We start from the raw sequence: 22,331 nt of genomic DNA, 5'->3' as shown, positions 1-22,331 counted from the left end.
TGCGAATGCCCGAGATGCCGATCGGCGTACCCAGGTGCTTCTGGGCTCGCCTGTTCCGCTCCCGTCACCGTTGCCGCTACCTGACCGTGGCTCAGGGCGCCTGCAGGCGGGCGGGGTTCAGAGCCATCGGCCGGGGCCGCCTCGACGCTGTCCCCGCCACTGGTGTTGAACGCGAGGGCGGCCTGCGGCGCAGAGCGCCGTGGGTGAACCGGCCACCGTTCGCCCGGCGGCCTCTCATTCCGCGCGCAGCATGGCGTACGCCAGCACGAGTCGCCGGTCCAGCCAACCGGCTCTGATCAGGAACCTGCGGTCATGTTCGCTGGTCATGACGGGCTCGCTGTCCGCCTTCCAGGCGAGAACGCGCGGTTTGCCCGTCTGGTCGCCGCCCTCGGCTCCCATGTCGGCCACAGCCTGCACAACGCCCAGCAGCAACTTGCCCGCGCCACGCTGAACCACTTCTTTCAGACCGCCCTCGCCCCACTCCGCGCTGCTGATGATCTGCGGATGCCCCGGCTGGTGCAGGCGCCAGGTCGGCTTCAGGGCGTGCTTGAGCGGAGCGACGCGGCGAATCGATCCGATGTGCTGTCCCTGCCCATCGCGCACGTCGTAGCGGCGTACACCGTCGCCGACGCGAGGGTCGTCGACGGAGCAGAGCGGCGTACGTCCCTCCGCGTCCGCGAACAGGCGCTGGCTCTTCGCGCTCGCCTGTGAGGGAGGAGGGAAGAAAGCACAGGGCGCGTTGACACGCTGAGCCGTACCGCCTTGGGGAATCCTGAAGGCGCGGATCCCGAGAACAGGACGCTTGCGGTGCCTGGTCGCCGGTCGCTCCTCGTTGCTGATGACGAATTCCCCAGCGTCATGCCACGGAACGCTGGGTACGGGAGGTTCGTCGTCGTGCCTCTTCTTGTCGAACACTGGTGCCTCTCAAAATCGCTACGGCTGTGTTGCGGGCACACCGCGCTGCAGCCCACGAGCACCGAGCCAACCACACACCCGCCGGGCGCGATCTGTTGCCTTGGGGGCCCGGCCGCATGCCCAGGATGCGTCCCTGCCTGAACGGCGTTTCGGTCCACAGGCCCTGGACCGCTTCGCCGTAGCGCGCGTCGGCGGCCCAGGGCGGTGACGTTGCCGCAGGCCCGGGCAGCGTGGAAACGGGACCCCAGGGGCGTCCGGCGGTCCACGGCCCGGTCAGGTGGCGGGCAGCGGTCGGTTCCCCGGCGGGTGCAGGCGATCGGTGAGGAAGGCGATGATCTCGTCGCGGGCCCGGACCGTGGGGTGACCGGCCTCGTCGACGAGATGGGCGGTGACGACGCTGTGCGGGGTGCCGACCAGGTCCGCGAAGAAGGGCGGCGGGGCCGGGTTGGCGGCGCTGTCCGGGAGGACGCGCCCGTCGAAGGCGTCGCCGAGCAGCGCACGGTAGGCGGCGAACCGCTGCCCCGTGCACCAGCGGTCTCCCTCGAACCGGTAGGCGAGCACGGTGAGTCCGTCGCGGTCGAGCCGGTCGCGCACCGCGCGCGCGTCCGCCGCGTCGAGTTCGAGCCCGCCGGGATCGTCGAGCGGCAGCGACGGGTGGTTGACCACCGGGGCGATCACCGCCGGCTCCAAGGCCATGGTGAGGGCGAAGTTGCCGGTGAAGCACAGGCCGATCGTGCCCACCCCGGGTCCACCGCAGGCGGCGTGGGCCTGGCGCGCCAGGCCGCGCAGCCAGACCGTCACCGGGCTGGTGCCGCCCCCGGCGAAGGCGCGGAACTCCGCGCTCACACAGGCGCGGCGGATGACTTCCCGGCCGCCCTCGACGGTGGGGAAGGCCCCGTCCGTCCCGAACAGGGAGGGCACATGCACGGTGAAGCCCGCGTCCCGCACCCAGCGCGCGAGCCGCAGGACGTCGGGGCTGATACCCGGCATCTCGGGCAGCACCACGACCGCGGGCCCGGCCCCGGCCACGTACACCGTCTTCTCCACCCCCTCCACGGTCACCCTCCGGCGAGTGAAGTCGGTGATCGGATCGTCGTCTCTCATGGGGCCAGCCTGGTCCCGGGACCGGCCGCCCGGTGAGGGGCGGGATCGCCAAGGCCAGGGGTAATCTCGCCACACGTGAGGGAGCGAGCGGAACGCGGTCGGCGACACGGGGCCAGGGACACCAGGGGGCAGGAGCGATGGCGGAGGCGGCGCGGCAGGCGGAGGACGGTGTGGCTCCGGGCGCCGGGCCGGGTGGGCTGCGGGTCGGGGTCCTGGCGTACCCGGGCTGCTTCGCGTCCGAAGTGTTCGGCGTCCCCGACCTGTTGACGATGGCCGGGCACGTCGCCGGGCCGGACGTGCCCGGATACCGGGTGTGGGTCGTCTCGCCCCGCCGCCGGGTCACCGCCTCGGGGGGCACGATCCTGGACGTGCGTCCCTTGCGCGAGCTCGACGTCCTCGTGGTCCCGGGCTTCGAACTGCGCCCGGACACGGACCTCGACGCGCGACTCACCCGGCTCGCCCCGGAGATCGCGGCGATCCGCGCTCAGGCCGCCGCCGGCACCGCCGTCGTCTCCCTCTGCGTCGGCGCGTTCCTGCTCGCCGAAGCCGGGCTGCTCGACCGGCGCCGGGCCACCACCTCCTGGCTGCACGCCGCCGAACTGGCCAGGCGCTGCCCGGACGCCGACGTGCGCCCCGAACACCTGGTCGTCACCGACACGGGAGTGACGACCACGGCCGCCTTCAGCGCCATGTACGACTTCGCGCTGGACCTGATCCGCCGACACCACGGCGCCCGGGTGGCCCGCACCACCGCACGCTTGACGCTCGTCGACGACGCGCGGACCTCCCAGACCCCGTACGTCGACCCGCGGCTCCTCCCGCAGCCCGGCCGGGAGTTCTCCCAGCGGGTCATGCGGCGGCTCGACCAGAACCTCGCCCAGCGGTACGACCTCACCGCCCTCGCGGACGCCTTCCGGGTCAGCACCCGTACGCTGCTACGCCGCTTCGCCGAAGAGACCGGACGCAGCCCGCTGGCCCATCTGCAGGCATCCCGGGTCCGCCGCGCCCGCCATCTCCTGGAGACCACCGACCGCACCGTCGCCGCCGTAGCAGCGGCCGTCGGCTACCGGGACCCCGGCACCTTCGCCGCCCTCTTCGCCCGCCACACCGGCCACCGCCCGAGCGCCTACCGGGCGGCCTTCCACCGCACGGACCGGGCACCCGCCCCGGAGAGCGGCGTCCAGTCGGCTCGTCACCCGGGAGTGCTCGAAGACCCTGGCGAAGAGACGCGCCAGGGAGGGTCTGGGCCGATGACTCATCGCGGAACTCATCGTGTCCGAAGCGGCGTACCGGGATCTGGAACCTGGTAGCCGCTGAGTTCGAGGTCCTTGCCACTCCGGAGCACAGAACCGTTGCCCAGCTCGGGCTGCTGCCCGACACGGGCGATCCGTCGGTCAGGCGTTGAGAGCGTGGCGGAGGGTTTCGCGGCAGTCGATGACGGCGTCCACGCCGACGATCTGCAGGGTGCGCAGCACCGAGTCCGTTGGTCCGGCCAGGCGCAGCCAGCCACCGGCCTCACTGAGCGCGCGGTGGGCAGCGAGGAAGATGTTGATGCCGCTGGAGTCCATGAAGGTGATCCCGCGCAGATCCACCACGACACGCGGCCGGGGAGGGGCGACGGTGTCGAGTGCCTGGCGGAGCGTGTCGCCGGTGTGGTGGTCGATCTCCCCGGTCAGGGTCAGCACCCGGATGCCGTCGGTCGCGGTGGCGACGACTGACAGCCCGCCTGGCTGCTGCGCTCGTTCGGTGTTCACCATTTCTCCCTCGGCCATGCCGGTGATACTGGCACACCCGTCGCCTCTCCGGCAGTGCCGCCCCACCGGTACGCGCGGGGCCCCGGCGCGTGGCGTGGGGCACAGCAGGACGAGGCGTTACCCGTGCTCTCGCGGGTACGTGCAGCTGGTTGTGGACGGGGGATGAAGGTGGCCGCGACCGGCCGGCGAGCGAAGGCAGCACGGCGCCGGACAGCGGGCCCATGGCGCTGGGCAGCGGGACCATACATACGGCTGCGGCTCAGAAGAGGACAGCGCCTGCGTCGCCCGGGTGCGTCACGGGGCCGCGGGCTTCCCCGCCCGCGTACAGGAGACCAGCACGCTCGGCTGGTCACGCGACGCGTCCTCGGGGGATGCCTGCCCCAGCGGGGGACGCGCCTGCGCGGGTCAGGTGCCAGGCCGTGGGCCGGCGGCGTGACGGGCCAGGGCCGCGCGCAGTTCACCGGCACGTCAGAGGACCGGCTCAAGCGGTGTTCGGCAGCGACAGCCGTGGTGGACGGGCCGTCCGCTCCTGCTCGGGTCTCGGCGTGGCGGCCGATTGAAGACCGCCGGCAGCGGGAACCAGTGCGGCCATGGCTGTCGACCACACCCAAGCACCCGTCCTCGAAGCGCTCATGGAATACCGCCGCACCGGCCAGTTGTCGTTCACCCCGCCGGGCCACAAGCAGGCCCGGGGCGCCGATCCCGCCGTGCGGGAGGTGCTGGGGGACGCGGTCTTCCTCGGGGACGTACTGGCCTCGGGCGGTCTGGACGACCGGCTCATGCGGGGACGGGTACTGGAGCGGGCCGAGGCTCTCATGGCGGACGCCGTGCACGCCGAGCACACGTTCTTCACGACGTGCGGCAGCTCGCTGTCGGTCAAGGCAGCGATGCTGGCCGTCGCGGGACCACACGAGAAGCTCCTGATCGGCCGTGACGCGCACAAGTCGGTCGTCTCCGGGCTCGTACTGTCCGGTATCGAGCCCATCTGGGTCGAACCGCGCTGGGATGCCCGGTTGGCGATCGCCCATCCGCCGTCGGCCGAGGAATTCGAAGCGGCCTTCCGGTCGCACCCGGACGCCAAGGGCGCGCTGATCACCAGCCCCACCCCGTACGGCGCCTGCGCAGACCTGCGGTCGGTCGCCGAGGTATGCCACCGCCGCGGCCTGCCTTTGATCGTCGACGAAGCCTGGGGTGCTCATCTGCCCTTCCACTCCGACCTGCCGTCCTGGGCCATGGATGCCGGCGCCGACATCTGCGTCACCAGCATCCACAAGATGGGCAGCGGCCTGGAGCAAGGCTCCGTCTTCCACCTCCAAGGCCACCTCGTGCCACCGGAGCTGCTGAAAATGCGTTCCGACCTGCTGAGCACCACCAGTCCCTCCGTCCTCCTCTACGCCGGACTGGACGGCTGGCGCCGACAGATGGCCCTGCATGGCTCGGACCTCGTGGGCGGCGCGCTGGAGCTGGCGGCCGAGGTCCGGTCCGCGATCGAGGACATCGACGGCCTGCACGTCAACGACCGCGACGACTTCTGCGGCCCCGGCCTCGCAGACGATTTTGATCCCCTGCCGGTGACCATGGACGTCTCCGCGCTGGAGATCACCGGCTACCAGGCCGCCGACTGGCTGCGCGAGCACCGCAGTCTCAACACGCACCTGATGGATCACCGCCGCATCAGCGCCCAGATCACCCACGGCGACAACCAGGACACGGCCGGGGAACTGGTGGCCGCCCTGAAAGACCTGGCCCAGGCCGCTGCCGGCCTTCGGACGGGCCCGCAGGTGGACGTTCCCTCACCGGCCGACTTGCGCATGGAACAGGCACGGCTGCCGCGGGACGCGTTCTTCGGACCGGCGGAGCACGTTCCGGTCAGCCAGGCCGCCGGCCGTATCGCGGCGGAGATGATCACCCCCTACCCGCCGGGCATCCCGGCCGTTCTGCCCGGCGAACGCCTGACCGAACCGGTGCTGCGCTATCTGGTCACCGGCCGGGAGGCGGGTATGAACCTGCCCGATGTCACCGACGCACACCTGGACACGATCAGGGTGACCGCCTCGGCAGTGGAGTGAAGCGACGAGGAGGCTGTTGCTCCTTGAACGGAGTAGGCGGCTACCCGTCAGCACCTGTCGGGCGGCTGTGACAGCGCCGTGGGGGAACGAGTCACCGTCACAGCCGTCCCGTTCGTCGGTGTGCCCACCGACCGCACCTACCAGTCGAAAACCATTTGGAAACCACCCATACCGGTAGATCGGCCTCCCCCACGCCCAGACCTGAGATTCCGTCGCTGTCTTCGCCCCCGCAGCGGTGATCAGGTTGTGGTGTGCGGTCTGCCGTGCTCAGCGGGCGTGCCGACGCGGTGGGCTTCGTCATGGACCAGCATGGAGAGGAGCGAAGCCACCGTCAGGCCGAGGCCGGCCTCGGCGGGGTGGCGCAGGATCTTCGTGGGGTCGATCCGGTAGGTGTTGCCGCGTCCCTCTCGGGTGTGGGAAAGATAACCATCCTGCTCCAGGTCAGCGATGATCTTCTGCACGGCGCGCTCGGTGAGGCGGCAGCGTGCGGCGATGTCGCGGATGCGCGCGTTCTGATTGTCCGCGATGGCCGCGAGAACGCGGGCGTGGTTGGTCAAGAACGTCCATCCGTTGTGTGGCTCGGGCACCCCATCCATGCTCCCAGTTTACTGATCGGCAATGCATGCGTCGAAAAACACGTACAGCGATTCGTGTATCAGTTGACGTGTTTTGGTCAGTGGGGCACCGTGGAGGCAGACCTCGGCTACCAGATGCGGGAGCGACCCATGCATGACCCTGCCCACCGGGCCCAGCCTCGCCGGACGGCTTCGCGTCCCTTTGGCGCCCCGGACAAGCCCGGCAGGCCACTGCTACCCGGTCAGGCGACCGCTACGTACGCACCCAGCGGCGACCGCATCCGTGTGACGGTCCGAGGCGAGCTGGACCTCGACTCCGGCAACCAGCTTCGAGGTGACCTTCACCAGGCTCTTGCCGCCTCCTCCAGCGGACTCGACCTGGACCTGAGCAGGCTCGACTTCTGCGACTGCGCCGGCCTGAACGTCCTCCTGGAACTCCGGCAGCGTGCCCTCAGCCAGACCAAGACCGTCGTCATGTGCGCCGCCGGCCCGGCGATCGACAGATTGATCGACCTCATGGGATTCGAAGGGGTCTTCGCACCGCCGGGACCGCGGTGCGGAGATCCACTTCCTCCTGAGCAAGCCACCGCACCCCCTCGCCGTAGGCAGAAGTTCCCCTCGGCGCGTCACGACGTCGCGGAGCCGGGCGATGCCACCACGCTCCGCGGGTCTGAGCGGTGCCCACATCCACACGGAGATCAACACCCTCGTTGCCAAGGCCGGGCGGCCCGCTGACCATCTGGCCCCACCAAAGGTGGACTCCCTGGCACTACATGGGCGGCTCGGTGCCTGAGACGAGGGGGAGGACTGTCGACCGGCGGTCTCATGGCATGCCACCGTCCGTGAGCGGCTGACAGGTCGGGAACTCGGCTCGGAGCTGGGGCAGGAGCTGAGGAGCAGCACCCGTAAGACGCGGACCCTGGACGAGCAGGCGCCCGCTGACACGGTGCGAGTGCCGACCGAGGGGCGCTCTGTTGTCGAGATGACAAGCGATGTCGTGGGCGCTACTGGGTGGCTGGCGACCTGGGGCGCTGGGGGCGCCTCAGCATGACAGGGCGTCAAGGCGCGGGCCGGTGTTCTATCGAACGGGTGCGCGTGCACGAGGGGCAGTGGCGGGTGCGGACCGCCCGCACGGCTTCACCCAGGGCAGAACGCCGCTGCCTTCCCCCGGCGCCCCGGATCCCTAGGCTGAAGGGGTGAGCACTCAAGCGTCGAACGAAGCCCGCGTCATCCCCCTGGACCCGCAGACCTCGCCGTCCGGTATCGGTGGTGCGAACCGCACCCCGCAGCGACCGGCGGGAGCCCCGCAGACACCCGCGCCGAGGGAACCCCTGTGGCGCAACCTCGTCGGTGATGTGCTGCGGCGCGAGCGGCTCGCCCAGGACCGCACGTTGAAGGACGTCGCGGAGGCGGCCCGGATCTCGCTGCCGTACCTGTCGGAACTGGAGCGCGGACGCAAGGAGGCATCCTCCGAGGTGCTCGCGTCCGCCGCTCAAGCCCTCGGGCTCGGCCTCGCAGACCTGCTCTCGCTGGCCCAGAACGAGCTGCCCCGGTACTGCCGGACCCGTGTGAGCCGGGGCCGCACGTCGCCCACCGCGCAGTACAACGGCCTCTGCCTCGCCGCCTGACCGAACCGACGGCCGAAGCGATGGCTGGTACGCCCGCCGAAGCGGCGGCTGGTACGACGGCCGGTACGACCGCCGAGCCGACGGCCAATACGACCGCCGAGCCGACGGCCGGTGCGACGGGGCGCGCCACCGCCGTACCGGCCGGCTCGCCGGCCCTCGACCGCGACTGCGCGGGGTCACACGAGTGACGGGTCAGACGAACGTCGGGTCAGGCGAACGTAGGGTCAGACGAATGCGAGCCGTCGGCTCAGCACCTCGTCGGCGAGCCCGTAGGCGACGGCCTCCTCGGCGGTGAGAACCTTCTCCCGGTCCATGTCCGCGCGCAGCGTGGCCACGTCGTGATGCGTGTGATGGGACAGGACTTCCTCCACCTGTGAGCGGATGCGGCCCATCTCCTTGGCCGCGAGGCTGAGATCGGAGACCGTCCCCTGCCGGCCGCCGCTGGCCGGCTGGCCGAGCAGTACCCGTGCGTGCTGGAGCACGAACCGTCGCCCGGGATCTCCGCCGGCCAACAGCACCGCCGCCGTCGACGCCGCCTGACCGACGCAGAACGTGGAGATCGGCGCCTGCACGAACGTCATCGTGTCGTAGATCGCCATCAGCGAAGTGAACGAGCCGCCGGGCGAGTTGAGATAGATCGAGATCTCGTGCTCCGGGTTCGCCGACTCCAGATGCAGGAGTTGCGCGATGACCACATTGGCGACCCCGTCGTCGATCTCGGTGCCCAGAAAGATGATCCGCTCGTTCAGCAGCCGGCTGAAGACATCGTACGACCGCTCACCTTGCGCGGTCCGCTCGATGACGTAGGGAACCGTGTACGACCCCATGTCACAGCCCCATCCGTCGGCGCGACGCGGCCGGGCGGATGTCGGCGAGCGACTCCACCACCCGGTCCACCATCCCGTACTCCCTGGCCTGTTCGGCCGTGAACCAGCGGTCCCGGTCGCCGTCCCGTGCGATCGTCTCCTCGCTCTGCCCGGTGTGCTCGGCGGTGATCCGCTCGATGGCCTTCTTGGTGAACTGGAGGTTCTCCGCCTGGATCTCGATGTCCGCGGCGGAGCCGCCGATGCCCGCTGAGGGCTGGTGCATCATGATCCGCGCGTTCGGCAGCGCGAACCGCTTGCCGGGCGCCCCCACGGTGAGCAGGAACTGGCCCATGCTGGCGGCGAATCCCATCGCCAGCGTCGAGACGTCGTTAGGGATGAGCCGCATGGTGTCGTAGATGGCGAGACCGGCGGTGACCGACCCGCCGGGGCTGTTGACGTACAGGCTGATGTCGGTGCGCGGGTCCTCCGCCGACAGCAGCAGCAGTTGCGCGCACACCCGGTTGGCCGACACGTCGTCGACCTGTGTGCCGAGGAGGACGATCCGCTGGGCGAGCAGCTGTGCCGCGAGATGGTCGTCGAAGCGGCTGGGCGGTGTGTCGCCCTCCTCCGCACGGGGTGGGAGCGTGGTGAGTGGAGTCATCTGGTCTCCTTGTCCAGACAGGGATGCCGTCGACTCCACTCTTGACCCCGGGAGGTCCCCGGATGCGGTTTCTCTGCCCGCAGCAGATTCGCCACGGGCAGAGGCGACGGCTCAGCCCCTTCTCGCGCAGTTGCCAAAGGAACGCCCGTGCGTCCTCCACCAGCAGTTCGGGCTCCGCCATGGCCGCCAAGTGGCCGCCCCGCTCGGAACTCCGTCCAGGGCACGATGTACTCGGCCGCTCCGCCCCGTGCCACGCTCGGAGTCCACCCACTCCCGGAACCCCTCCACGATCCGGGCCGATGGCGGGGCCCGGAACGGTGCCGCTTACTGCACGTCGACGTAGTCGCCCGTCGAACTGGCCGCTGCGATGGCCAGGTTGCCCGGGTAGGTGAGGCGGTAGTAGCCGTCGTCGGTGGCGGTGGTCGTCGTCTTCAGGTCGCCGGCGTCGGGGGAATCGATGAACTTCAGCATGGTGTAGGAGTTCGCGGTCTTCTTCCGGTACTCCAGCGTCGCGCGCACGCTGGAGGAGAACGTGTGGTACTTGCCGGTGTCCCAGCTGGCGCGGGTGACCAGGCCGGTGACCGTGACGGTCTTGCCCTTCTTCACCGGCTCCGGGGAGGCGTTGGCGGTGAGCTTGCTGAACTGCTGGAGCAGGAAGTCCTTGGCGCTGTCCCGCTTCGTGAACCCGATCTCGCTCGGGTCCTGCGGGTTGTCCTTGTCCTGGCCGTTGTAGGCGATGGCGTAGATGCCGGTCTTCCAGACGCCGGCCATCTCGTTGCGCAGTTCGGCCGGGTCGATCGTGACGGTGGCCGTGCACGTCGCCAGGGTGGCGGGGGAGTCGGGGGAGTCCGTGCAGGTCGGCTTGGCGTCGTCGAGGAGGGCGTACGCCTCGTCGAGCGAGCCGCCGCGGTACAGCTCGAGGCCGACCGCGAAGTCCGGGGCGTGGATGTCGACGTCCACCCCGTGCTGCAAGGTGAACGAGACGGCTGCCTTCTTCCGGGCTTTCGTGCCGACGGCGATGTTCTTTCCGCCGTTGAGCTCGGTGTTGTAGAAGGTGACATCCAGGGGGTGGGGAGCGCCGTGGGCGGCGGCGGCCGGCGCTGATGCCGTCGCACCCTGCACGTCGACGAAGTCGCCCCCTCCGAAGGACCGGGCACTGGTCGAAGCGCCGTGGAAAGAGAAGCGGAAGTAGCCGTCGAGCGAGGCGGTGGCGGTGGCCTTCAGACGGCCCTGGGAATCCGCCCTGACGGACCAGCCCGGGAGCGGGACGTACGTGCTGCCGCCCATCCTGCGGAAGCTGAACGTCACCTCCGGCGAGCGGTAGCCCTCGTACTTCAGGGTCTCCCAGTCGACGCGGGTGATGATGGCCGTGGCGGTGAGGGTCTTGCCTTTCTTCACCGGCTCGGGGGTGGCATCGGCGGTGGTGATCCTGGTGGCGCGCTGCAAGTAGAACTGGCCGGCGTTCTCCTTGTGGTGGTCATTGCCGTCGCTGGCGTCGATCCGGGCGTCCACATACCAGGTACCGGCGTTGGCGTTGGTGAGGTGGTCCGTCTTCGGGTCGATCGTCACCGAGGCGGTGCAGGTGGCGGTGGTGGCGTCGACCTGGGTGCAGGTGGGCTTGCCGGTCGAGGCGCGCCCGTTGCCCGGACCGTGAAGTTCGAACGCGTCGGCACCCTTGATGCCCGAGTCGTCCGTGGCGGTCACGCTGACGTCGAAGGTCACCGCTGAGATGCCGATGGGCACCAGGTTGTCGCCGCCCACGACCACCTTGGTGATCTGGGTGTCGCCCTCGCTGCCGGCGGCCTGCGCGGCCGGAACGGCGAGGGCGGAAAGGGCCAGAGCGCCGCCCACAGCGGCGGCAGAGGCACTGATGCGCATGAGTTGTCCCCATGTGTGGGTATCTGGGGAGCCGGGTGACTCCACAGAGGTGACACGGGAAGGAAGCGAAAAGTTGTACGAACGGTGACCTGCCTCAGCCGAGCCCGGTCAATTCGGCGATCGTTCCGCCGAGCACCCGGTCGCGTATCTCGCCTGGCGTGGTGACACGCTCCACCAACGCTCGGGTGAGGACCGGATCGCCGTACGGGGCGTCGGAGCCGAACAAGGTCCGGTCCGGGATCTCCTGGATGGCCATCCGGACCGCGAAGACGATATTGGCCGTGGACAGTTCCAGGTACATGTTCGGGGTGTCCCGGACCAGTTCGACAGCCTCCATCCAGTTCAGCCCTCCCAGCTGGCTGACCACCAGCGGAACCGTGGGATACCGGCGGGCGAGCGCCGACAGCGCCCTCAGGTCGTCTGCCGTGGTCGGCGCGAACCCGTGCACGACCACCGGCAGCCGACCGTGGTCGGCCGCCGCCCGAAGCACCGGTTCGATCATTTCTGCCCGTCCCGGTGGCGGGGTCAGCTCGCCGATCCCGTGCAGCCCTCGCCCGACGACCTCGCGATCCACGGTCGCGGCTATCTGCTCCGGCTCCTGGTCGAGCGGTACGGACAGGAAGCCGATGAAACGCTCCGGCCGTGCGGCGAGTGCGGCGTGCAATTCCTGCCACGCGCCCCGGTAAGCCTCGGCCGTGCCGGTCCGCCCCTCGATGGCTTCACCCAGGACCGCCATCTCCCGGCGCAGCGAGGCGAGGTCACCGGCCCGTTCCGGGTGTGGACGGGTGGCGAACAGCACGGCGCGGTCCACCCCTGCCTCGTCCAGTAGCTTCACATGGGCCTCGACGGGGTCGTGGACGTGGCTGTGCGCGTCGATGATCAATGACTTGCCTCCTCCTTGGCGATCGGCGCGGAATGCGGCCGACCAGCGCACTGTTGCTCCCTGACACCATGGGAAGGTCAAGCCGGGGGGAGTGGGTCGGTGCTGATCGGGGAGCTGTCGCGTCGTACCGGAGTCAGTGAGCGCCTGCTGCGTTACTACGAGCGGATGGAACTGATTCACTCGGAGCGCCGCGCCAACGGGTATCGCGAGTACGACGACCAGACGGTGGAGACGGTGCGACGCGTCCGCGCCCTGCTGGCCGCCGGCCTGCCCACCCGCATCATCCGAACGGTCCTGCCCTGCACCTTCGACGAAGCCGTGCTGCGCCCCTGCCCGGGTGTCCTCACCAGCCTCCGCGCCCAGCTGGATGTCCTCGACCAGCGTGCTGACGAACTGGAGACCGCGCGCCGCCTTCTGCGCCAGACGATCGCCGCCACGGAGAGCACAGCGCACTGAACCCGGATACAGAGGCCCGAACCCTGCGCATCGCTGAGTTCCGCAGCTGAGCCGACTGGAGCGAAGGTCTCGGTCCGGGCTCGGGCGGTAGGTTCTTCACACCACAGAGAGGAAGCCGCGGTCCACCCAGGAGTGGCTCAACCACGAGGCCCTCGGCCGGCAGGGGAGGATTCCGACCTCAGGGCCGATTAGTACGAAGAGCAGGCGTGGGTGCAGGATGGGCGGGTAAGCGGTGCGTCGTCGTCCGTTACGGACGGGCAGCAGCGATGGCTTCGACTTCGGGAGGGGAAAAAACAGCATGACGCTGACGAGCACGATGGCGACGAACACGCGGACGGCCGAGTTGCCGGAGGTCACCGACCCCTCCCGGGTGGCACCGAAGGACGCGCGTGAGCTGTCGCGGCTGTTCTTCGAGCAGCTGGCGTTGCTGGAGGAGGGCACGGCCGAGTACAGCTACGCCCGCAACACGCTGATCGAGATGAACATGTCCCTGGTCCGTTTCGCGGCCGGCCGGTTCCGCAGCCGCGGGCCGGAGGAGATGGAGGACATCGTCCAGGTCGGCATGATCGGTCTGATCAAGGCCATCGACCGGTTCGAGCTGTCCCGGGAGGCGGAGTTCACCTCCTTCGCCATTCCCTACATCGTGGGCGAGATCAAGCGGTTCTTCCGGGACACCACCTGGGCGGTGCACGTGCCGCGCCGGCTGCAGGAGGCCCGCGTGCAGCTCGCCCGGGCCACGGAGGAGCTGCGCAGCCGGCTGGGCCGCACCCCGACGGTCAAGGAGCTGTCGGAGCTGATGAGCCTGCCCGAGGACGAGGTGCGCGAGGCACGTCTGGCCTCGAACGGCTACAACTCCTCCTCGCTGGACGCCACGCTCAATGGCAGCGAGGACGGCGAGGCCGCGCTGCAGGACTTCATCGGCGTCGAGGACACCGCGCTGGAGCTGGTGGAGGACTTCCACGCGCTGGCGCCGCTGATCGCCGAGCTGGACGAGCGGGACCGGCAGATCATCCACATGCGGTTCGTGGAGGAGCTGACCCAGGGCCAGATCGGCGAGCGGCTGGGCGTCTCCCAGATGCACGTCTCCCGCCTGCTTTCCCGCTGCCTCGCCCGCCTGCGCGAGGGCCTGCTCACCACCGGCTGACAGCCATCTCTCCGCGCCCTGCCTGATGCCCGCCGCAGCCCTGGCGGGCATCAGCCGTTTCTGGCGTTCGGCTTCGGAGGTCACAGGCGCAGGGCATCGCCCACGGTGGGGTGACAGCCGATGACCTCGTCGAGACCGACGATTTCGATGAGGCGTGAGACGGAGACGCTGGGCGCGGCCAGTCGGAGCCAGCCGTCAGCGCTCTGTGCGGCTCGGTGAGCGGTGATGAGGGCGTTGATGCCGCTGGAGTCCATGAACGTGACGCCGCTGAGATCCAGCACCGTTCGGTGTGCGGCGGCGTCCTGGGGGGCCACGGCTTCAAGGAGCTGAGGGGCGCTGTCGCGGTCGATCTCGCCGCATACCCGGACCACGCTGATGCCCTCGGAGCAGGTTTGTGTGATCGACAGCCGGTTGCCCGCTGTCGGCCCGTCGATGCCTTCCACGCTTCCTCAACAACCGTCGCTGACGTCGATACCTCGCACTTCGCGGGCGAAGGACTGCCTGCGCATGATACTGGTAATGCACCCGGATGGCCCTGGCACAGATTCGTACTGCGCGGGTGTGGTACCCGCCCGGGCACGACGGTGCACAGGAACGGGATGGAAGTGGCGGACCGAACAGGCGGGCCCGAGGGTGACTGTTGTGGCGACCCGGTTGCCACTCCGATGGAGACCACGATCGCCTTGCCCGATCACGGGGCCAGCATCGCCGAAGCGCGCCACCGTGCTGCCGCATTCCTCACCCAGGGTGGGGCCGGTCACCTGGCCGGGGTCACTGAGCGGATCGTGGACCTGACCCAGTTGGTGGTGAGCGAGCTGGTCACCAATGCCCGCAAGTACGCGCCCGGCCCCGTCCTCGTGCAGCTGTGCCTGGACGGCGGGGAGGTCAGGGTCACGGTCTGGGACACCGACCCCGTGCTGCCGGCTGCCTTGGGAGCGGACCCGCGACGTGTGGGCCAGCACGGTCTGGAAATCGTGAAGGCCATCGCGGCGGAGCTCACCGTCCACCGGGAAGCGGTCGGGAAACGCATCACGGCCCGGATCTTGCTGGAACAGTGAGCCCGCGCCGGGCGCCTGCCGAAAACACTCCGAAGGCACCCACAGGCGCGGCCCGGCGCCCCACGTCGACGCCGCCTGCGCCTGTGTACACCGCCTACGCCCGTGCGGCCGGACAGCGGGTTCCGCTGTTCGAGGGGACGTTCTTCCTGGTGTGCGCGCGGCAGGAGCACGCACATCTGCTACGGAGAAAAACTGTCATGGCGAGAGTAGACATGCGCCTCTCACGGGGTTACTGTTCTAGTCGTACCCAGAAGTCGAAGGGGCACGGCAGGCACGAACTGCTGTGCAGGCAGATCAGAGAGACACGGTCCCGACGGGCCGTGAGCAGAACCCGTGATATCCAGCAGCACAACCGAGTAACCGAAGGTAAGGAGCGGAACGCCATCAGGATCGCCCGGGCGAGGAAGATGTCCGCCCGGGTACCGCAGACCCCGGAATGGAAGGTGGTCCCCGGTCACGCATACGCGATCCCCGCAGCCCCGCCTCCCGGGCGGAACCTGCGGACGAAGAAGGCCGGCGTAGTCAGCCGGTAGATGGTGTAGAAAGCTCGGGGCCCGGGTGCCAAACAGGCACCCGGGCCCCCCGACGCGTCCGTGGAAGAAGAGGTCTATGCCCCCTGGCTCCCGTCCCGCCGACAACCTCGATGACGACGACTACCCCGCGTACACCATGGGCCGGGCCGCCGAGATGCTCGGGACCACCCCCGCCTTCCTCCGCGCCCTCGGCGAACATCGCCTGATCACGCCCCTGCGTTCGCAAGGCGGTCACCGCCGCTACTCCCGCTACCAGTTGCGCCTTGCCTCCCGCGCCCGCGAACTCGTCGACCAGGGCACCCCCATCGAGGCGGCCTGCCGCATCGTCATCCTTGAGGATCAGCTCGAAGAGGCCCAGCGCATCAACGAGCAACTGCGGGTACAAGGCGGCACATCGCAGCCGAAGACCCCAGCCTGACCAGTACGCCCGACTGTAAGCGACCCCATGGACCGGCGGTGAACAAGGCCGCCACCAAACCGCGCCGCCGTTCTCCAGGTGGCGGCAGAGGCCACGACCGCGTGTGAAGAAGAACGCATTGGGTGAGTGTGAGGGACCACCGGGTGAGGTCGGGCGAACGCGGGGAAGAAGGAGCGGCAGCCGATAGGAGGTTGCCATGGGTGGCGGAGATCTGGAACTGGGTCAGCTTTTGGCCGCCGCAGAGGCCGCACCGCCCGGGGAGTCCGTCGAGGTAGTAGCGCACGACCTGCGCAAGCGCTTCGGGGCGGAGCGTGTGTCGTTCCTGTTCGTCGACCTCGTGGGCCAGCGGCTGCTGCGCCTCACCACAGATGCCGAGGACGACGCGGGAACCGGTGCCGAGCGGATCGACCTGCAAGGCAGCGTCTACGACGCAGTCCTCCGCAGCCAGCGCCAGCACGTGGAACCGGACGGCCAGGGCGGCCGGCGCGTGATCTCGCCGGTGACCAACCGCGGTGACTGCATCGGTCTGCTGGAGGCGACGCTGCAGAACGCTGACGACACGGTGCTCGCTCAGATGGAAGACGCGGCCCACGCGCTGGCCTACATCATCGTCACGGACCGCCGTTTCACCGACCTGTACCACGCGGGCCGGCGCACCACGCAGATCAGCCTGGCCGCAGAGATCCAGCACCAGTTGCTCCCCTCGGCCTCCTGCTGCGAGGCCCCCCAGTTCACCCTCGCCGCCGGGCTGGTGCCGGCCGACGACATCGGCGGTGACACCTACGACTACACACTCGATCGCGACACACTGCACGTGTCCATCACCGACGCCATGGGCCACGACACCAACTCCGCGCTGCTGGCCACACTCCTGGTCGGTGCCATGCGCGGCGCCCGCCGCAGTGGCTGTGACGCCCTTCAGCAGGCCCGGCGCGCCCACGAGGCCCTGCTGACCCACAGCCGTGGCCTGGCCACTGGACAACTGCTGTGCATCAGCCTCGAGACGGGCACCTGCGAACTGGTCAACGCAGGGCATCCCCGACCTCTGCGCCTGCGTCAAGGCGCGGCCGAGGTCGAAGAGGTCCAGCTCGCCGTCAACCTGCCGTTCGGCGTGGCGGCCCCCAATTCCTACCATGTCCAGGAACTCAAGCTGCGCCCCGGCGACCGCCTGGTCCTGCTCACCGACGGCATGCAGGAACGCGGCGCCGGTGCCGTCGACCTGGCGTCTCTCGTGTGGGACACCCGCACCTCGCACCCCAGAGAGGCTGTGCGCAGCCTGACGGCCGCGGTGCTGGATGTCTGTCGGGGAAACCTCAGGGACGACGCCACTGTCCTCATCTTGGACTGGCACGGCCCGTCATGACGTCTTCTTCGCCTCGGTCGGCTGTCTGCGGGCCAGACCACGGGCGACGCGCTGTTCGAGCCTCTCCCGGCACTCCGGCCACTCCGCCGCGATGACCGAGAAGACGGCGGAGTCCCGGAGCCTGCCTTCCTCGCCTGGCACCCAGGACCTGGACGAGCTGCGCAGCACGCCCTCGAAACGTGCGCCCACGGCTTCGACGGCGGCGCGGGAACGGCTGTTGCGCGCGTCCGTCTTCAAGTCCCGAGTTCGCGGCGCAGCACCGTGGCCCGCGGCGCCGTCGTCCCCCGGAGACGGCCGCCTGTGCGCCGGACGAGCCAGGCGCATGCCAGACCGATGGCGGCACCGGTGACGACGTCGCTCGGGTAATGGGCGCCGGACTGGACGCGCTCTAGGCCGACCACCGCGGCCGGCAACGCGGCCACGGCACCGGCTGCGGGCCAGGTGGGCGCGACGGCGGCGGTGAAGGCGAGCGCGGCTGCGGTGTGCCCGGAAGGGAAGGAGGAGGAGTCGGGACGGTCGTGTACTTCCTCGTGCGGAATCCACTCCTTGGGCGGCCGCGGGCGGTCGACAAGCTGCTTGCACACTCCGTTCGAGATGAGCTGTGCCAGGCCCAGGGCAGACAGGCCCGCGACCGCGGCGACCCGTCCTCGTCGGCCACCCGCCACCGCCATGACCGCAGCGGCGCCGCACCACAGTTTGCTGCTCTCCGCAGCCTCCTCGACCACCGACAACACATGGCCGACACGGTCCGGGATGCGTGAGGCCGCTTGCTGAGTGAGAGCCCGATCAATCTTGCTGAAGCCGACGTGCACTGTCATGAACTGCAGGTATCCCGGCTACTGGCTCCTCACACCGCACGACGAGCGCGAGGCCCCATGTAAAAAGACCGGGTGCAGCGGGTATCAGCACACCGAGCCTCGATCATTCGAAGCCCCGATCGTGGGAGGTGACAGACGGTGGACCGGCCCGATGGCAATCAGCGCGCACTTCACATGATCGACTGGCTGCTGGAGACCTCCTCCGTACGCGATTTCCTGCAGCACCTCGTCGATGACGCCGTCCCCAGTTCGGGCGCGGCCGGCTGCGGTGTGACGTTGCAGCGGCGTCAGCGGCCGTTGACCGTGGTCAGCACCGGGGGAGTGGCGGACAAGCTGGACGAGAAGCAGTACGGCCAGGACGACGGCCCCTGCCTCCAAGCCCTGCGGACCGGCCAGGTCGTGCACGTGCCGGACATGCTGCGGGACGACCGCTGGGGTTCCTATCCCGCCTTCGCGGCCGACCTGGGCATCCGCTCTTCACTGTCGCTGCCGATACCGGCGCGTACTCACACGGTAGGTGCGCTGAACTTCTACGCCGCGGATCCGGACGCGTTCACCGAAGACGACCGGCGCGCACTGGTACTGGTCGCCGCGCAGGCCGGCGGCGGCATCGCGTTGGCACAGCGACTGGCCGACGCCGAAGACTTCACCCGCGACCTGCAGACCGCGCTCGCCTCCCGCGGGGTCATCGACCAGGCCATCGGCAGCGTCATGCAGCAGTACAGGTGCACCGAGGACGATGCCTTCGATCTGCTGCGCCGGCTGTCTCAGCAGACCAACCTCAAGCTCCGCGACGTCTGCACGCGTCTGCTCACCGACCTCGCCGGACAACCGCCCGCATCCCGGCCACCACTGCGACCGAGACCCTGAACCCTGTGTCCCGGCGCGGTGTCCCGTCCTCCCCGCACCCCACCCGAACGGGTGAGGGTGCGAGGAGACGCGGGACGTGGCTACGCCAGCCCGCCATGACAGCTACCGCCTTGCGAGGAGATCCCTCAGGAAGCAAGGCGACTGCCGTCCGCCCTCGCGGGCGTGCCGTAGCTGTGCACCCGCCGGTTGCCTGACGTCCGGCACGGGAACGGGCGGTGGTCGGTGTGACTCGGCCGGCTGGCCCCTCCGTGTCACCTGCGCAGCGTCACGGGGGTCAGCCGGCGTTCGTTCGCTTGATCAGCCGCGGACGATGTTCTGGGCCTGCGGACCCTTCTGTCCCTGGCCGATCTCGAAGGTGACGTGCTCGCCTTCGGTGAGTTCACGGAACCCGTGGCCCTGGATTTCGGAGTAGTGCGCGAAGACGTCCGGTCCGCCGCCGTCCTGGGCGATGAAGCCGAAGCCCTTCTCTGCGTTGAACCACTTCACGGTGCCGCTGGCCATCAATCGATCCTTCGTTCATGTCTGGGAGCAGCCCTCGACCGGGCTTGCTCCGGCTCCCGACAGCAGGAGCCGCACATGTTCTACCCCGGCGGATGCGATCTACCCCACCGACGCCACAGTTCCCCGGGGCGCTTCTCCCCGATCCGAGTACGTCGGTCACCAGCACAAGGTGCAGCTGGGCCGTTATGGGGTCAAGATGCGCGAGTCCGGAGAGCCGCAGGCCGCCCCCGGCCGTCGACGCGCTCGACGAAACTCGCCGTGAGGCCGGCCGGGCGACAGAGCCGGCACCGGCGCGGGTCAGGGGAGGGTGGCGGTCTCGCTGTCGCGGTGGAGCGGGAAGATCTGGTCGAGGCCGACGATGCGCAGCACGCGCAGGGTGTGGGCGGGGACCGCGGCAAGCGCGATGTCGGCCTCGGCGGCGTGAGCGTGGTTGCGGGCGGCGATCAGAGCGCTGATGCCGCTGGAATCACAGAATTCCATGCCCGCCAGGTCCAGAACGAGGCGCTGGCCGGGTCGGAGGGTGAGCGTGGCGAGCTGTTCGCGCAGCTCGGTGGCGTTGCTGTAGTCGAGTTCGCCGATGATCTCCAGAACGGGACCGGTCAGGGCGTCTCGGGCGGTGATCTTCAACAGGCTCATTCGGGAAATCTCGTCGTGGGGCAGGAGGCGGGGTGGGCGGAGGCGCCGAGGGCGAGCAGGGCGGTGTCGTCGTCGAGGCCGTCGCCGAAGTCGTCCAGCAGGCCGGTGAGGGCCTGGATGACGGCGGGCGGAGTCTTGCCGGCGTGAGCGGTGGCGAAGGCGAGCAGACCGTCGTCCCCGAACAGGGTGGTGCGGTCCTCGCCGGTGCGGGCTTCGGTGAGACCGTCGGTGTAGAGCAGGAGGGTGTCGCCGGGGGCGAGGGTGGTGGCAGCGGTGGTGAAGCGCGCGTCGGGCAGGATGCCGACGAGGAGCCCGCCGGGTGTGGGCAGGTATGCGGCCGTGCCGTCGGCGCGCATGACGAGGGCCGGCGGGTGGCCGCCGGAAGCGAGGTGGACGGCGACCTGCCCGGTTGCCGGGTCGGCTTCGAGGGTGCCGAAGACGGCGGTGCAGTAGCGCGGGTCGCCGCTGCCGGCGTAGCGCGCGTGAAGCACTCGGTTCAGGGTGGTCAGGGCGGAGACCGGGTCGGAGTCGTGCACGGCGGCAGCGCGCAGCGTGTAGCGGGTCAGCGAGGTGACCGCGGCGGCCTGGGGGCCCTTGCCGCACACGTCGCCGAGGAAGAAGGCGAAGCGTGTGCCGTCGATGGGGAAGACGTCGTAGAAGTCGCCGCCGAGCCGGTCGGGGGAGGCGGTGTGATAGTAGGCCGCCGTCTGCACGCCCGGAACTCGCGGCAGAGTGTCGGGCAGCAGTGACTGCTGGAGAACGGCGAGGGCGTCCTGCAGCCGGGCGCGGTCGGCTTCTGCTTGTCTGCGTGCTTCCTCGGCCGCCTTTCGGCCCCGCAGGAGTTCCTCCTCGTAGGAGCGGCGGTCCCGGGCGTCGAAAACAGTGGTGCGGATCAGCAGGGGCTCGCCGGTGCTGCCGTGCTTGACCACCGAGGAGACCAGCACCGGGATCCGGTCGCCGCCGGCCTGCTTGACCTCCAGGGCGATCCCGCTGATCTCACCCTGCATGCGCAGCAGCGGCGCGAAGTGCGTCTCGTGGTACAGCTTGCCGCCCACGGTGAGCAGGTCGGGGAATCGCATGCGCCCCACGACGGCCTCGCGTTCCAGGCCGAGCCAGTTCAGCAAGGTGGTGTTGATCTTCGCGATGGTGCCGTCCATCAGCGTGGAGAGATACCCGCACGGTGCGGACTCGTACAGTTCCTCGGCGCTGTCCTCCAGAAGTGCGGCGAACGTGGCATCCGACACTTTCTCGTCGTCCGCCTCGTACGGGTCGGGCTGCTGCCCGGTGCGGCACATCACCGCAGGGCCGCCAGGAACTCCACGATCGCCTGGTTGGTGGCCTCGGGCGCGGACAGGTGCGGGCAGTGCCCGGTCGCCTCGAGAGTGACCAGCGTCGAGCCGGCTATCGCCTGCTGGACGAAGGCGCCGACCTCCCGGGGAGCGATGACGTCCTGGGTGCACTCCAGCACCAGCGTCGGCACGCTCACTCCTTTCAGGTCGTCCCGGGAATCCGACAGGAAAGTGGTGCGGGCGAAGACACGCGCCATGTCCGGATCCGTGGCGCAGAAGCTGTTCTTCAGTTCATCGCCGAGCTCGGGCCGCTCCGCATTCCCCATGATCACCGGGGCCATCGCCGCCGACCAGCCGAGATAGTTCGACTCCAGCGACGCCAGCAGTTCGTCGATGTCCTCGGCGCTGAATCCACCCCGGTAGCCGTCGTCATCGATGTACCGCGGGGACGGCGCGACCATCACGAGCGCGCCGATCCGTTCCGGAGCCATGTCGGCAGCCAGCACACCGATCATCGCGCTGACCGAATGCCCCACGAACGCCGCATCGCGCAGGTCGAGCGCCTCACACACCTCCACCACGTCCCGGGCGTACCCGTCCAGAGAGGCATAACGGTCCTCGGAGAACGCGGACGGCTCCGAGCGGCCCGAACCCACGTAGTCGAACAGAACGACCCGGTAGTCCCGGGCCAGCGCAGGCACCGTCAACCGCCACATGTTCTGGTCACAGCCGAACCCGTGAGCCAGCACCACCGCCGGCCCGTCCGGGTTGCCGGTGACGGTGACGTTGTTCCTGCGAGCAATATCCATACTTGCCAGTCTCTCAGGCTCCGCCCACCGCTCCGACGGGGCTCTGAATCACCCCCACGCCCTACCCGGCGCCTTCACAATCGGGCCACAGGACACCGATCCCCGTTGTCAGCCGGCGGCTGGCTCTGCCCGCTGAAGCACGCGAACCTCAACCGTCATCCTG

At 69.5% G+C, this 22,331-nt stretch carries 25 protein-coding genes and 1 pseudogene; 11 read left to right on the top strand and 15 right to left on the bottom strand.

All coding sequences use genetic code 11. The features are described from left to right. Positions 1-234 precede the first annotated feature (234 nt). On the bottom strand, positions 235-915 hold the full coding sequence (locus ACIGYR_RS38205; protein WP_399602232.1) for a hypothetical protein: 681 nt from the start codon (positions 913-915) through the stop codon (positions 235-237). A 273-nt stretch (positions 916-1,188) separates the two neighbouring features. Then, positions 1,189-2,019, bottom strand: a complete 831-nt coding sequence (locus tag ACIGYR_RS38200) for a dienelactone hydrolase family protein (RefSeq protein ID WP_399602234.1) — start codon at positions 2,017-2,019, stop codon at positions 1,189-1,191. Positions 2,020-2,156: 137 nt separating this feature from the next. On the opposite strand from ACIGYR_RS38200, the gene ACIGYR_RS38195 reads away from it, so the two are divergent. Continuing rightward, entirely contained in the window at positions 2,157-3,329 is a 1,173-nt protein-coding gene (locus ACIGYR_RS38195; protein WP_399602236.1) for a GlxA family transcriptional regulator, read from the top strand. A gap of 84 nt (positions 3,330-3,413) precedes the next feature. On the opposite strand, the gene ACIGYR_RS38190 is transcribed toward ACIGYR_RS38195, so the two are convergent. Then, a complete protein-coding gene (locus tag ACIGYR_RS38190) occupies positions 3,414-3,791 on the bottom strand; it encodes an STAS domain-containing protein (RefSeq protein ID WP_399602239.1) in 378 nt (125 codons plus the stop codon). Positions 3,792-4,363: 572 nt separating this feature from the next. Here ACIGYR_RS38190 and ACIGYR_RS38185 point away from each other — a divergent pair. Further along, entirely contained in the window at positions 4,364-5,842 is a 1,479-nt protein-coding gene (locus tag ACIGYR_RS38185; RefSeq protein ID WP_399602242.1) for an aminotransferase class I/II-fold pyridoxal phosphate-dependent enzyme, read from the top strand. Between the two features lie 239 nt (positions 5,843-6,081). Here ACIGYR_RS38185 and ACIGYR_RS38180 read toward each other — a convergent pair whose 3' ends face one another. After that, complete coding sequence (locus ACIGYR_RS38180; RefSeq protein ID WP_391836933.1) at positions 6,082-6,438, bottom strand: helix-turn-helix transcriptional regulator; 357 nt, start codon at positions 6,436-6,438, stop codon at positions 6,082-6,084. A 114-nt stretch (positions 6,439-6,552) separates the two neighbouring features. On the opposite strand from ACIGYR_RS38180, the gene ACIGYR_RS38175 reads away from it, so the two are divergent. From ACIGYR_RS38175 to ACIGYR_RS38165, 3 genes are all read left to right on the top strand, one after another. Continuing rightward, complete coding sequence (locus tag ACIGYR_RS38175) at positions 6,553-7,152, top strand: STAS domain-containing protein (RefSeq protein WP_400014457.1); 600 nt, start codon at positions 6,553-6,555, stop codon at positions 7,150-7,152. 461 nt (positions 7,153-7,613) lie between these two features. After that, positions 7,614-8,045 (top strand): helix-turn-helix domain-containing protein, encoded by a 432-nt coding sequence (locus ACIGYR_RS38170; protein WP_399602248.1) that lies wholly within the window; start codon positions 7,614-7,616, stop codon positions 8,043-8,045. 20 nt (positions 8,046-8,065) lie between these two features. After that, positions 8,066-8,233: a hypothetical protein gene (locus ACIGYR_RS38165; protein WP_399602251.1), complete on the top strand. Its 168-nt coding sequence runs from the start codon at positions 8,066-8,068 to the stop codon at positions 8,231-8,233. A gap of 36 nt (positions 8,234-8,269) precedes the next feature. Here ACIGYR_RS38165 and ACIGYR_RS38160 read toward each other — a convergent pair whose 3' ends face one another. The 4 genes from ACIGYR_RS38160 to ACIGYR_RS38145 form a co-directional block, all read right to left on the bottom strand. Further along, positions 8,270-8,872, bottom strand: coding sequence for a ClpP family protease (locus ACIGYR_RS38160; protein ID WP_399602254.1), 603 nt, complete (start codon positions 8,870-8,872; stop codon positions 8,270-8,272). A gap of 1 nt (position 8,873) precedes the next feature. After that, on the bottom strand, positions 8,874-9,512 hold the full coding sequence (locus ACIGYR_RS38155) for an ATP-dependent Clp protease proteolytic subunit (RefSeq protein ID WP_391836930.1): 639 nt from the start codon (positions 9,510-9,512) through the stop codon (positions 8,874-8,876). Positions 9,513-9,836: 324 nt separating this feature from the next. Further along, complete coding sequence (locus tag ACIGYR_RS38150; protein WP_399602257.1) at positions 9,837-11,390, bottom strand: hypothetical protein; 1,554 nt, start codon at positions 11,388-11,390, stop codon at positions 9,837-9,839. Between the two features lie 94 nt (positions 11,391-11,484). Further along, positions 11,485-12,273, bottom strand: coding sequence for an amidohydrolase family protein (locus tag ACIGYR_RS38145; protein WP_399602260.1), 789 nt, complete (start codon positions 12,271-12,273; stop codon positions 11,485-11,487). Between the two features lie 99 nt (positions 12,274-12,372). Here ACIGYR_RS38145 and ACIGYR_RS38140 point away from each other — a divergent pair, with 99 nt between their 5' ends. Then, positions 12,373-12,729: a MerR family transcriptional regulator gene (locus ACIGYR_RS38140; protein WP_391836927.1), complete on the top strand. Its 357-nt coding sequence runs from the start codon at positions 12,373-12,375 to the stop codon at positions 12,727-12,729. Between the two features lie 298 nt (positions 12,730-13,027). Beyond that, positions 13,028-13,873 carry an RNA polymerase sigma factor SigF gene (locus ACIGYR_RS38135; RefSeq protein ID WP_399602263.1) on the top strand — a complete coding sequence of 282 codons (846 nt, stop codon included), beginning with the start codon at positions 13,028-13,030 and terminating at the stop codon, positions 13,871-13,873. Positions 13,874-13,953: 80 nt separating this feature from the next. On the opposite strand, the gene ACIGYR_RS38130 is transcribed toward ACIGYR_RS38135, so the two are convergent. Continuing rightward, complete coding sequence (locus ACIGYR_RS38130; protein ID WP_391836925.1) at positions 13,954-14,316, bottom strand: STAS domain-containing protein; 363 nt, start codon at positions 14,314-14,316, stop codon at positions 13,954-13,956. A gap of 222 nt (positions 14,317-14,538) precedes the next feature. Between ACIGYR_RS38130 and ACIGYR_RS38125 the strand changes: the two genes are divergently transcribed. The 3 genes from ACIGYR_RS38125 (at position 14,539) to ACIGYR_RS38115 (ending at position 17,245) form a co-directional block, all read left to right on the top strand. Then, on the top strand, positions 14,539-14,931 hold the full coding sequence (locus ACIGYR_RS38125) for an ATP-binding protein (protein ID WP_399602266.1): 393 nt from the start codon (positions 14,539-14,541) through the stop codon (positions 14,929-14,931). 609 nt (positions 14,932-15,540) lie between these two features. After that, complete coding sequence (locus tag ACIGYR_RS38120) at positions 15,541-15,882, top strand: MerR family transcriptional regulator (protein WP_399602268.1); 342 nt, start codon at positions 15,541-15,543, stop codon at positions 15,880-15,882. A 196-nt stretch (positions 15,883-16,078) separates the two neighbouring features. Continuing rightward, positions 16,079-17,245 carry a PP2C family protein-serine/threonine phosphatase gene (locus tag ACIGYR_RS38115; RefSeq protein WP_399602271.1) on the top strand — a complete coding sequence of 389 codons (1,167 nt, stop codon included), beginning with the start codon at positions 16,079-16,081 and terminating at the stop codon, positions 17,243-17,245. Here the strand turns inward: ACIGYR_RS38115 and ACIGYR_RS38110 are convergent. Then, positions 17,240-17,485: pseudogene (locus tag ACIGYR_RS38110) on the bottom strand (N-acetyltransferase); the annotation flags it as partial. The gene ACIGYR_RS38115 and the pseudogene ACIGYR_RS38110 sit on opposite strands and share 6 nt — an antisense overlap. Next, a complete protein-coding gene (locus ACIGYR_RS38105) occupies positions 17,479-18,063 on the bottom strand; it encodes a phosphatase PAP2 family protein (protein WP_399602274.1) in 585 nt (194 codons plus the stop codon). The gene ACIGYR_RS38105 and the pseudogene ACIGYR_RS38110, both read right to left, overlap by 7 nt. 174 nt (positions 18,064-18,237) lie before the next feature. On the opposite strand from ACIGYR_RS38105, the gene ACIGYR_RS38100 reads away from it, so the two are divergent. Beyond that, positions 18,238-18,933 (top strand): GAF and ANTAR domain-containing protein, encoded by a 696-nt coding sequence (locus ACIGYR_RS38100; RefSeq protein WP_399602368.1) that lies wholly within the window; start codon positions 18,238-18,240, stop codon positions 18,931-18,933. Between the two features lie 297 nt (positions 18,934-19,230). On the opposite strand, the gene ACIGYR_RS38095 is transcribed toward ACIGYR_RS38100, so the two are convergent. From ACIGYR_RS38095 to ACIGYR_RS38080, 4 genes are all read right to left on the bottom strand, one after another. Continuing rightward, on the bottom strand, positions 19,231-19,434 hold the full coding sequence (locus ACIGYR_RS38095) for a cold-shock protein (protein WP_391836920.1): 204 nt from the start codon (positions 19,432-19,434) through the stop codon (positions 19,231-19,233). Between the two features lie 297 nt (positions 19,435-19,731). Further along, a complete protein-coding gene (locus ACIGYR_RS38090; RefSeq protein ID WP_391836919.1) occupies positions 19,732-20,070 on the bottom strand; it encodes an STAS domain-containing protein in 339 nt (112 codons plus the stop codon). Further along, the gene (locus tag ACIGYR_RS38085) at positions 20,067-21,365 is read right to left on the bottom strand and encodes a PP2C family protein-serine/threonine phosphatase (protein ID WP_399602278.1); all 1,299 of its coding nucleotides are present in this window, start codon (positions 21,363-21,365) and stop codon (positions 20,067-20,069) included. Before ACIGYR_RS38085 ends, ACIGYR_RS38090 begins: the two co-directional genes overlap by 4 nt. After that, complete coding sequence (locus ACIGYR_RS38080) at positions 21,365-22,168, bottom strand: alpha/beta fold hydrolase (RefSeq protein WP_399602280.1); 804 nt, start codon at positions 22,166-22,168, stop codon at positions 21,365-21,367. The genes ACIGYR_RS38085 and ACIGYR_RS38080 overlap by 1 nt, the downstream gene beginning before the upstream one ends. Positions 22,169-22,331 lie beyond the last annotated feature (163 nt).

Origin of the sequence: Streptomyces sp. NPDC053076 (assembly GCF_044546845.1) — a bacterium.
Lineage (GTDB): Bacteria > Actinomycetota > Actinomycetes > Streptomycetales > Streptomycetaceae > Streptomyces.
Note: the sequence above shows the minus strand (reverse complement) of the source record. Positions and strands in the feature narration are given on the sequence as shown.

What these genes read in the sequence shown, in the direction of transcription:
- ACIGYR_RS38160 (WP_399602254.1), bottom strand. Translation starts at nt 8,872, where the DNA reads ATGGGGTCGTACACGGTTCCCTACGTCATCGAGCGGACCGCGCAAGGT.
- ACIGYR_RS38195 (WP_399602236.1), top strand. Translation starts at nt 2,157, where the DNA reads ATGGCGGAGGCGGCGCGGCAGGCGGAGGACGGTGTGGCTCCGGGCGCC.
- ACIGYR_RS38125 (WP_399602266.1), top strand. Translation starts at nt 14,539, where the DNA reads ATGGAGACCACGATCGCCTTGCCCGATCACGGGGCCAGCATCGCCGAA.
- ACIGYR_RS38185 (WP_399602242.1), top strand. Translation starts at nt 4,364, where the DNA reads ATGGCTGTCGACCACACCCAAGCACCCGTCCTCGAAGCGCTCATGGAA.
- ACIGYR_RS38105 (WP_399602274.1), bottom strand. Translation starts at nt 18,063, where the DNA reads ATGACAGTGCACGTCGGCTTCAGCAAGATTGATCGGGCTCTCACTCAG.
- ACIGYR_RS38200 (WP_399602234.1), bottom strand. Translation starts at nt 2,019, where the DNA reads ATGAGAGACGACGATCCGATCACCGACTTCACTCGCCGGAGGGTGACC.
- ACIGYR_RS38120 (WP_399602268.1), top strand. Translation starts at nt 15,541, where the DNA reads ATGCCCCCTGGCTCCCGTCCCGCCGACAACCTCGATGACGACGACTAC.
- ACIGYR_RS38090 (WP_391836919.1), bottom strand. Translation starts at nt 20,070, where the DNA reads ATGAGCCTGTTGAAGATCACCGCCCGAGACGCCCTGACCGGTCCCGTT.
- ACIGYR_RS38115 (WP_399602271.1), top strand. Translation starts at nt 16,079, where the DNA reads ATGGGTGGCGGAGATCTGGAACTGGGTCAGCTTTTGGCCGCCGCAGAG.
- ACIGYR_RS38085 (WP_399602278.1), bottom strand. Translation starts at nt 21,365, where the DNA reads ATGTGCCGCACCGGGCAGCAGCCCGACCCGTACGAGGCGGACGACGAG.
- ACIGYR_RS38080 (WP_399602280.1), bottom strand. Translation starts at nt 22,168, where the DNA reads ATGGATATTGCTCGCAGGAACAACGTCACCGTCACCGGCAACCCGGAC.
- ACIGYR_RS38150 (WP_399602257.1), bottom strand. Translation starts at nt 11,390, where the DNA reads ATGCGCATCAGTGCCTCTGCCGCCGCTGTGGGCGGCGCTCTGGCCCTT.
- ACIGYR_RS38155 (WP_391836930.1), bottom strand. Translation starts at nt 9,512, where the DNA reads ATGACTCCACTCACCACGCTCCCACCCCGTGCGGAGGAGGGCGACACA.
- ACIGYR_RS38175 (WP_400014457.1), top strand. Translation starts at nt 6,553, where the DNA reads ATGCGGGAGCGACCCATGCATGACCCTGCCCACCGGGCCCAGCCTCGC.
- ACIGYR_RS38095 (WP_391836920.1), bottom strand. Translation starts at nt 19,434, where the DNA reads ATGGCCAGCGGCACCGTGAAGTGGTTCAACGCAGAGAAGGGCTTCGGC.
- ACIGYR_RS38190 (WP_399602239.1), bottom strand. Translation starts at nt 3,791, where the DNA reads ATGGCCGAGGGAGAAATGGTGAACACCGAACGAGCGCAGCAGCCAGGC.
- ACIGYR_RS38165 (WP_399602251.1), top strand. Translation starts at nt 8,066, where the DNA reads ATGGCTGGTACGCCCGCCGAAGCGGCGGCTGGTACGACGGCCGGTACG.
- ACIGYR_RS38180 (WP_391836933.1), bottom strand. Translation starts at nt 6,438, where the DNA reads ATGGATGGGGTGCCCGAGCCACACAACGGATGGACGTTCTTGACCAAC.
- ACIGYR_RS38135 (WP_399602263.1), top strand. Translation starts at nt 13,028, where the DNA reads ATGACGCTGACGAGCACGATGGCGACGAACACGCGGACGGCCGAGTTG.
- ACIGYR_RS38100 (WP_399602368.1), top strand. Translation starts at nt 18,238, where the DNA reads ATGATCGACTGGCTGCTGGAGACCTCCTCCGTACGCGATTTCCTGCAG.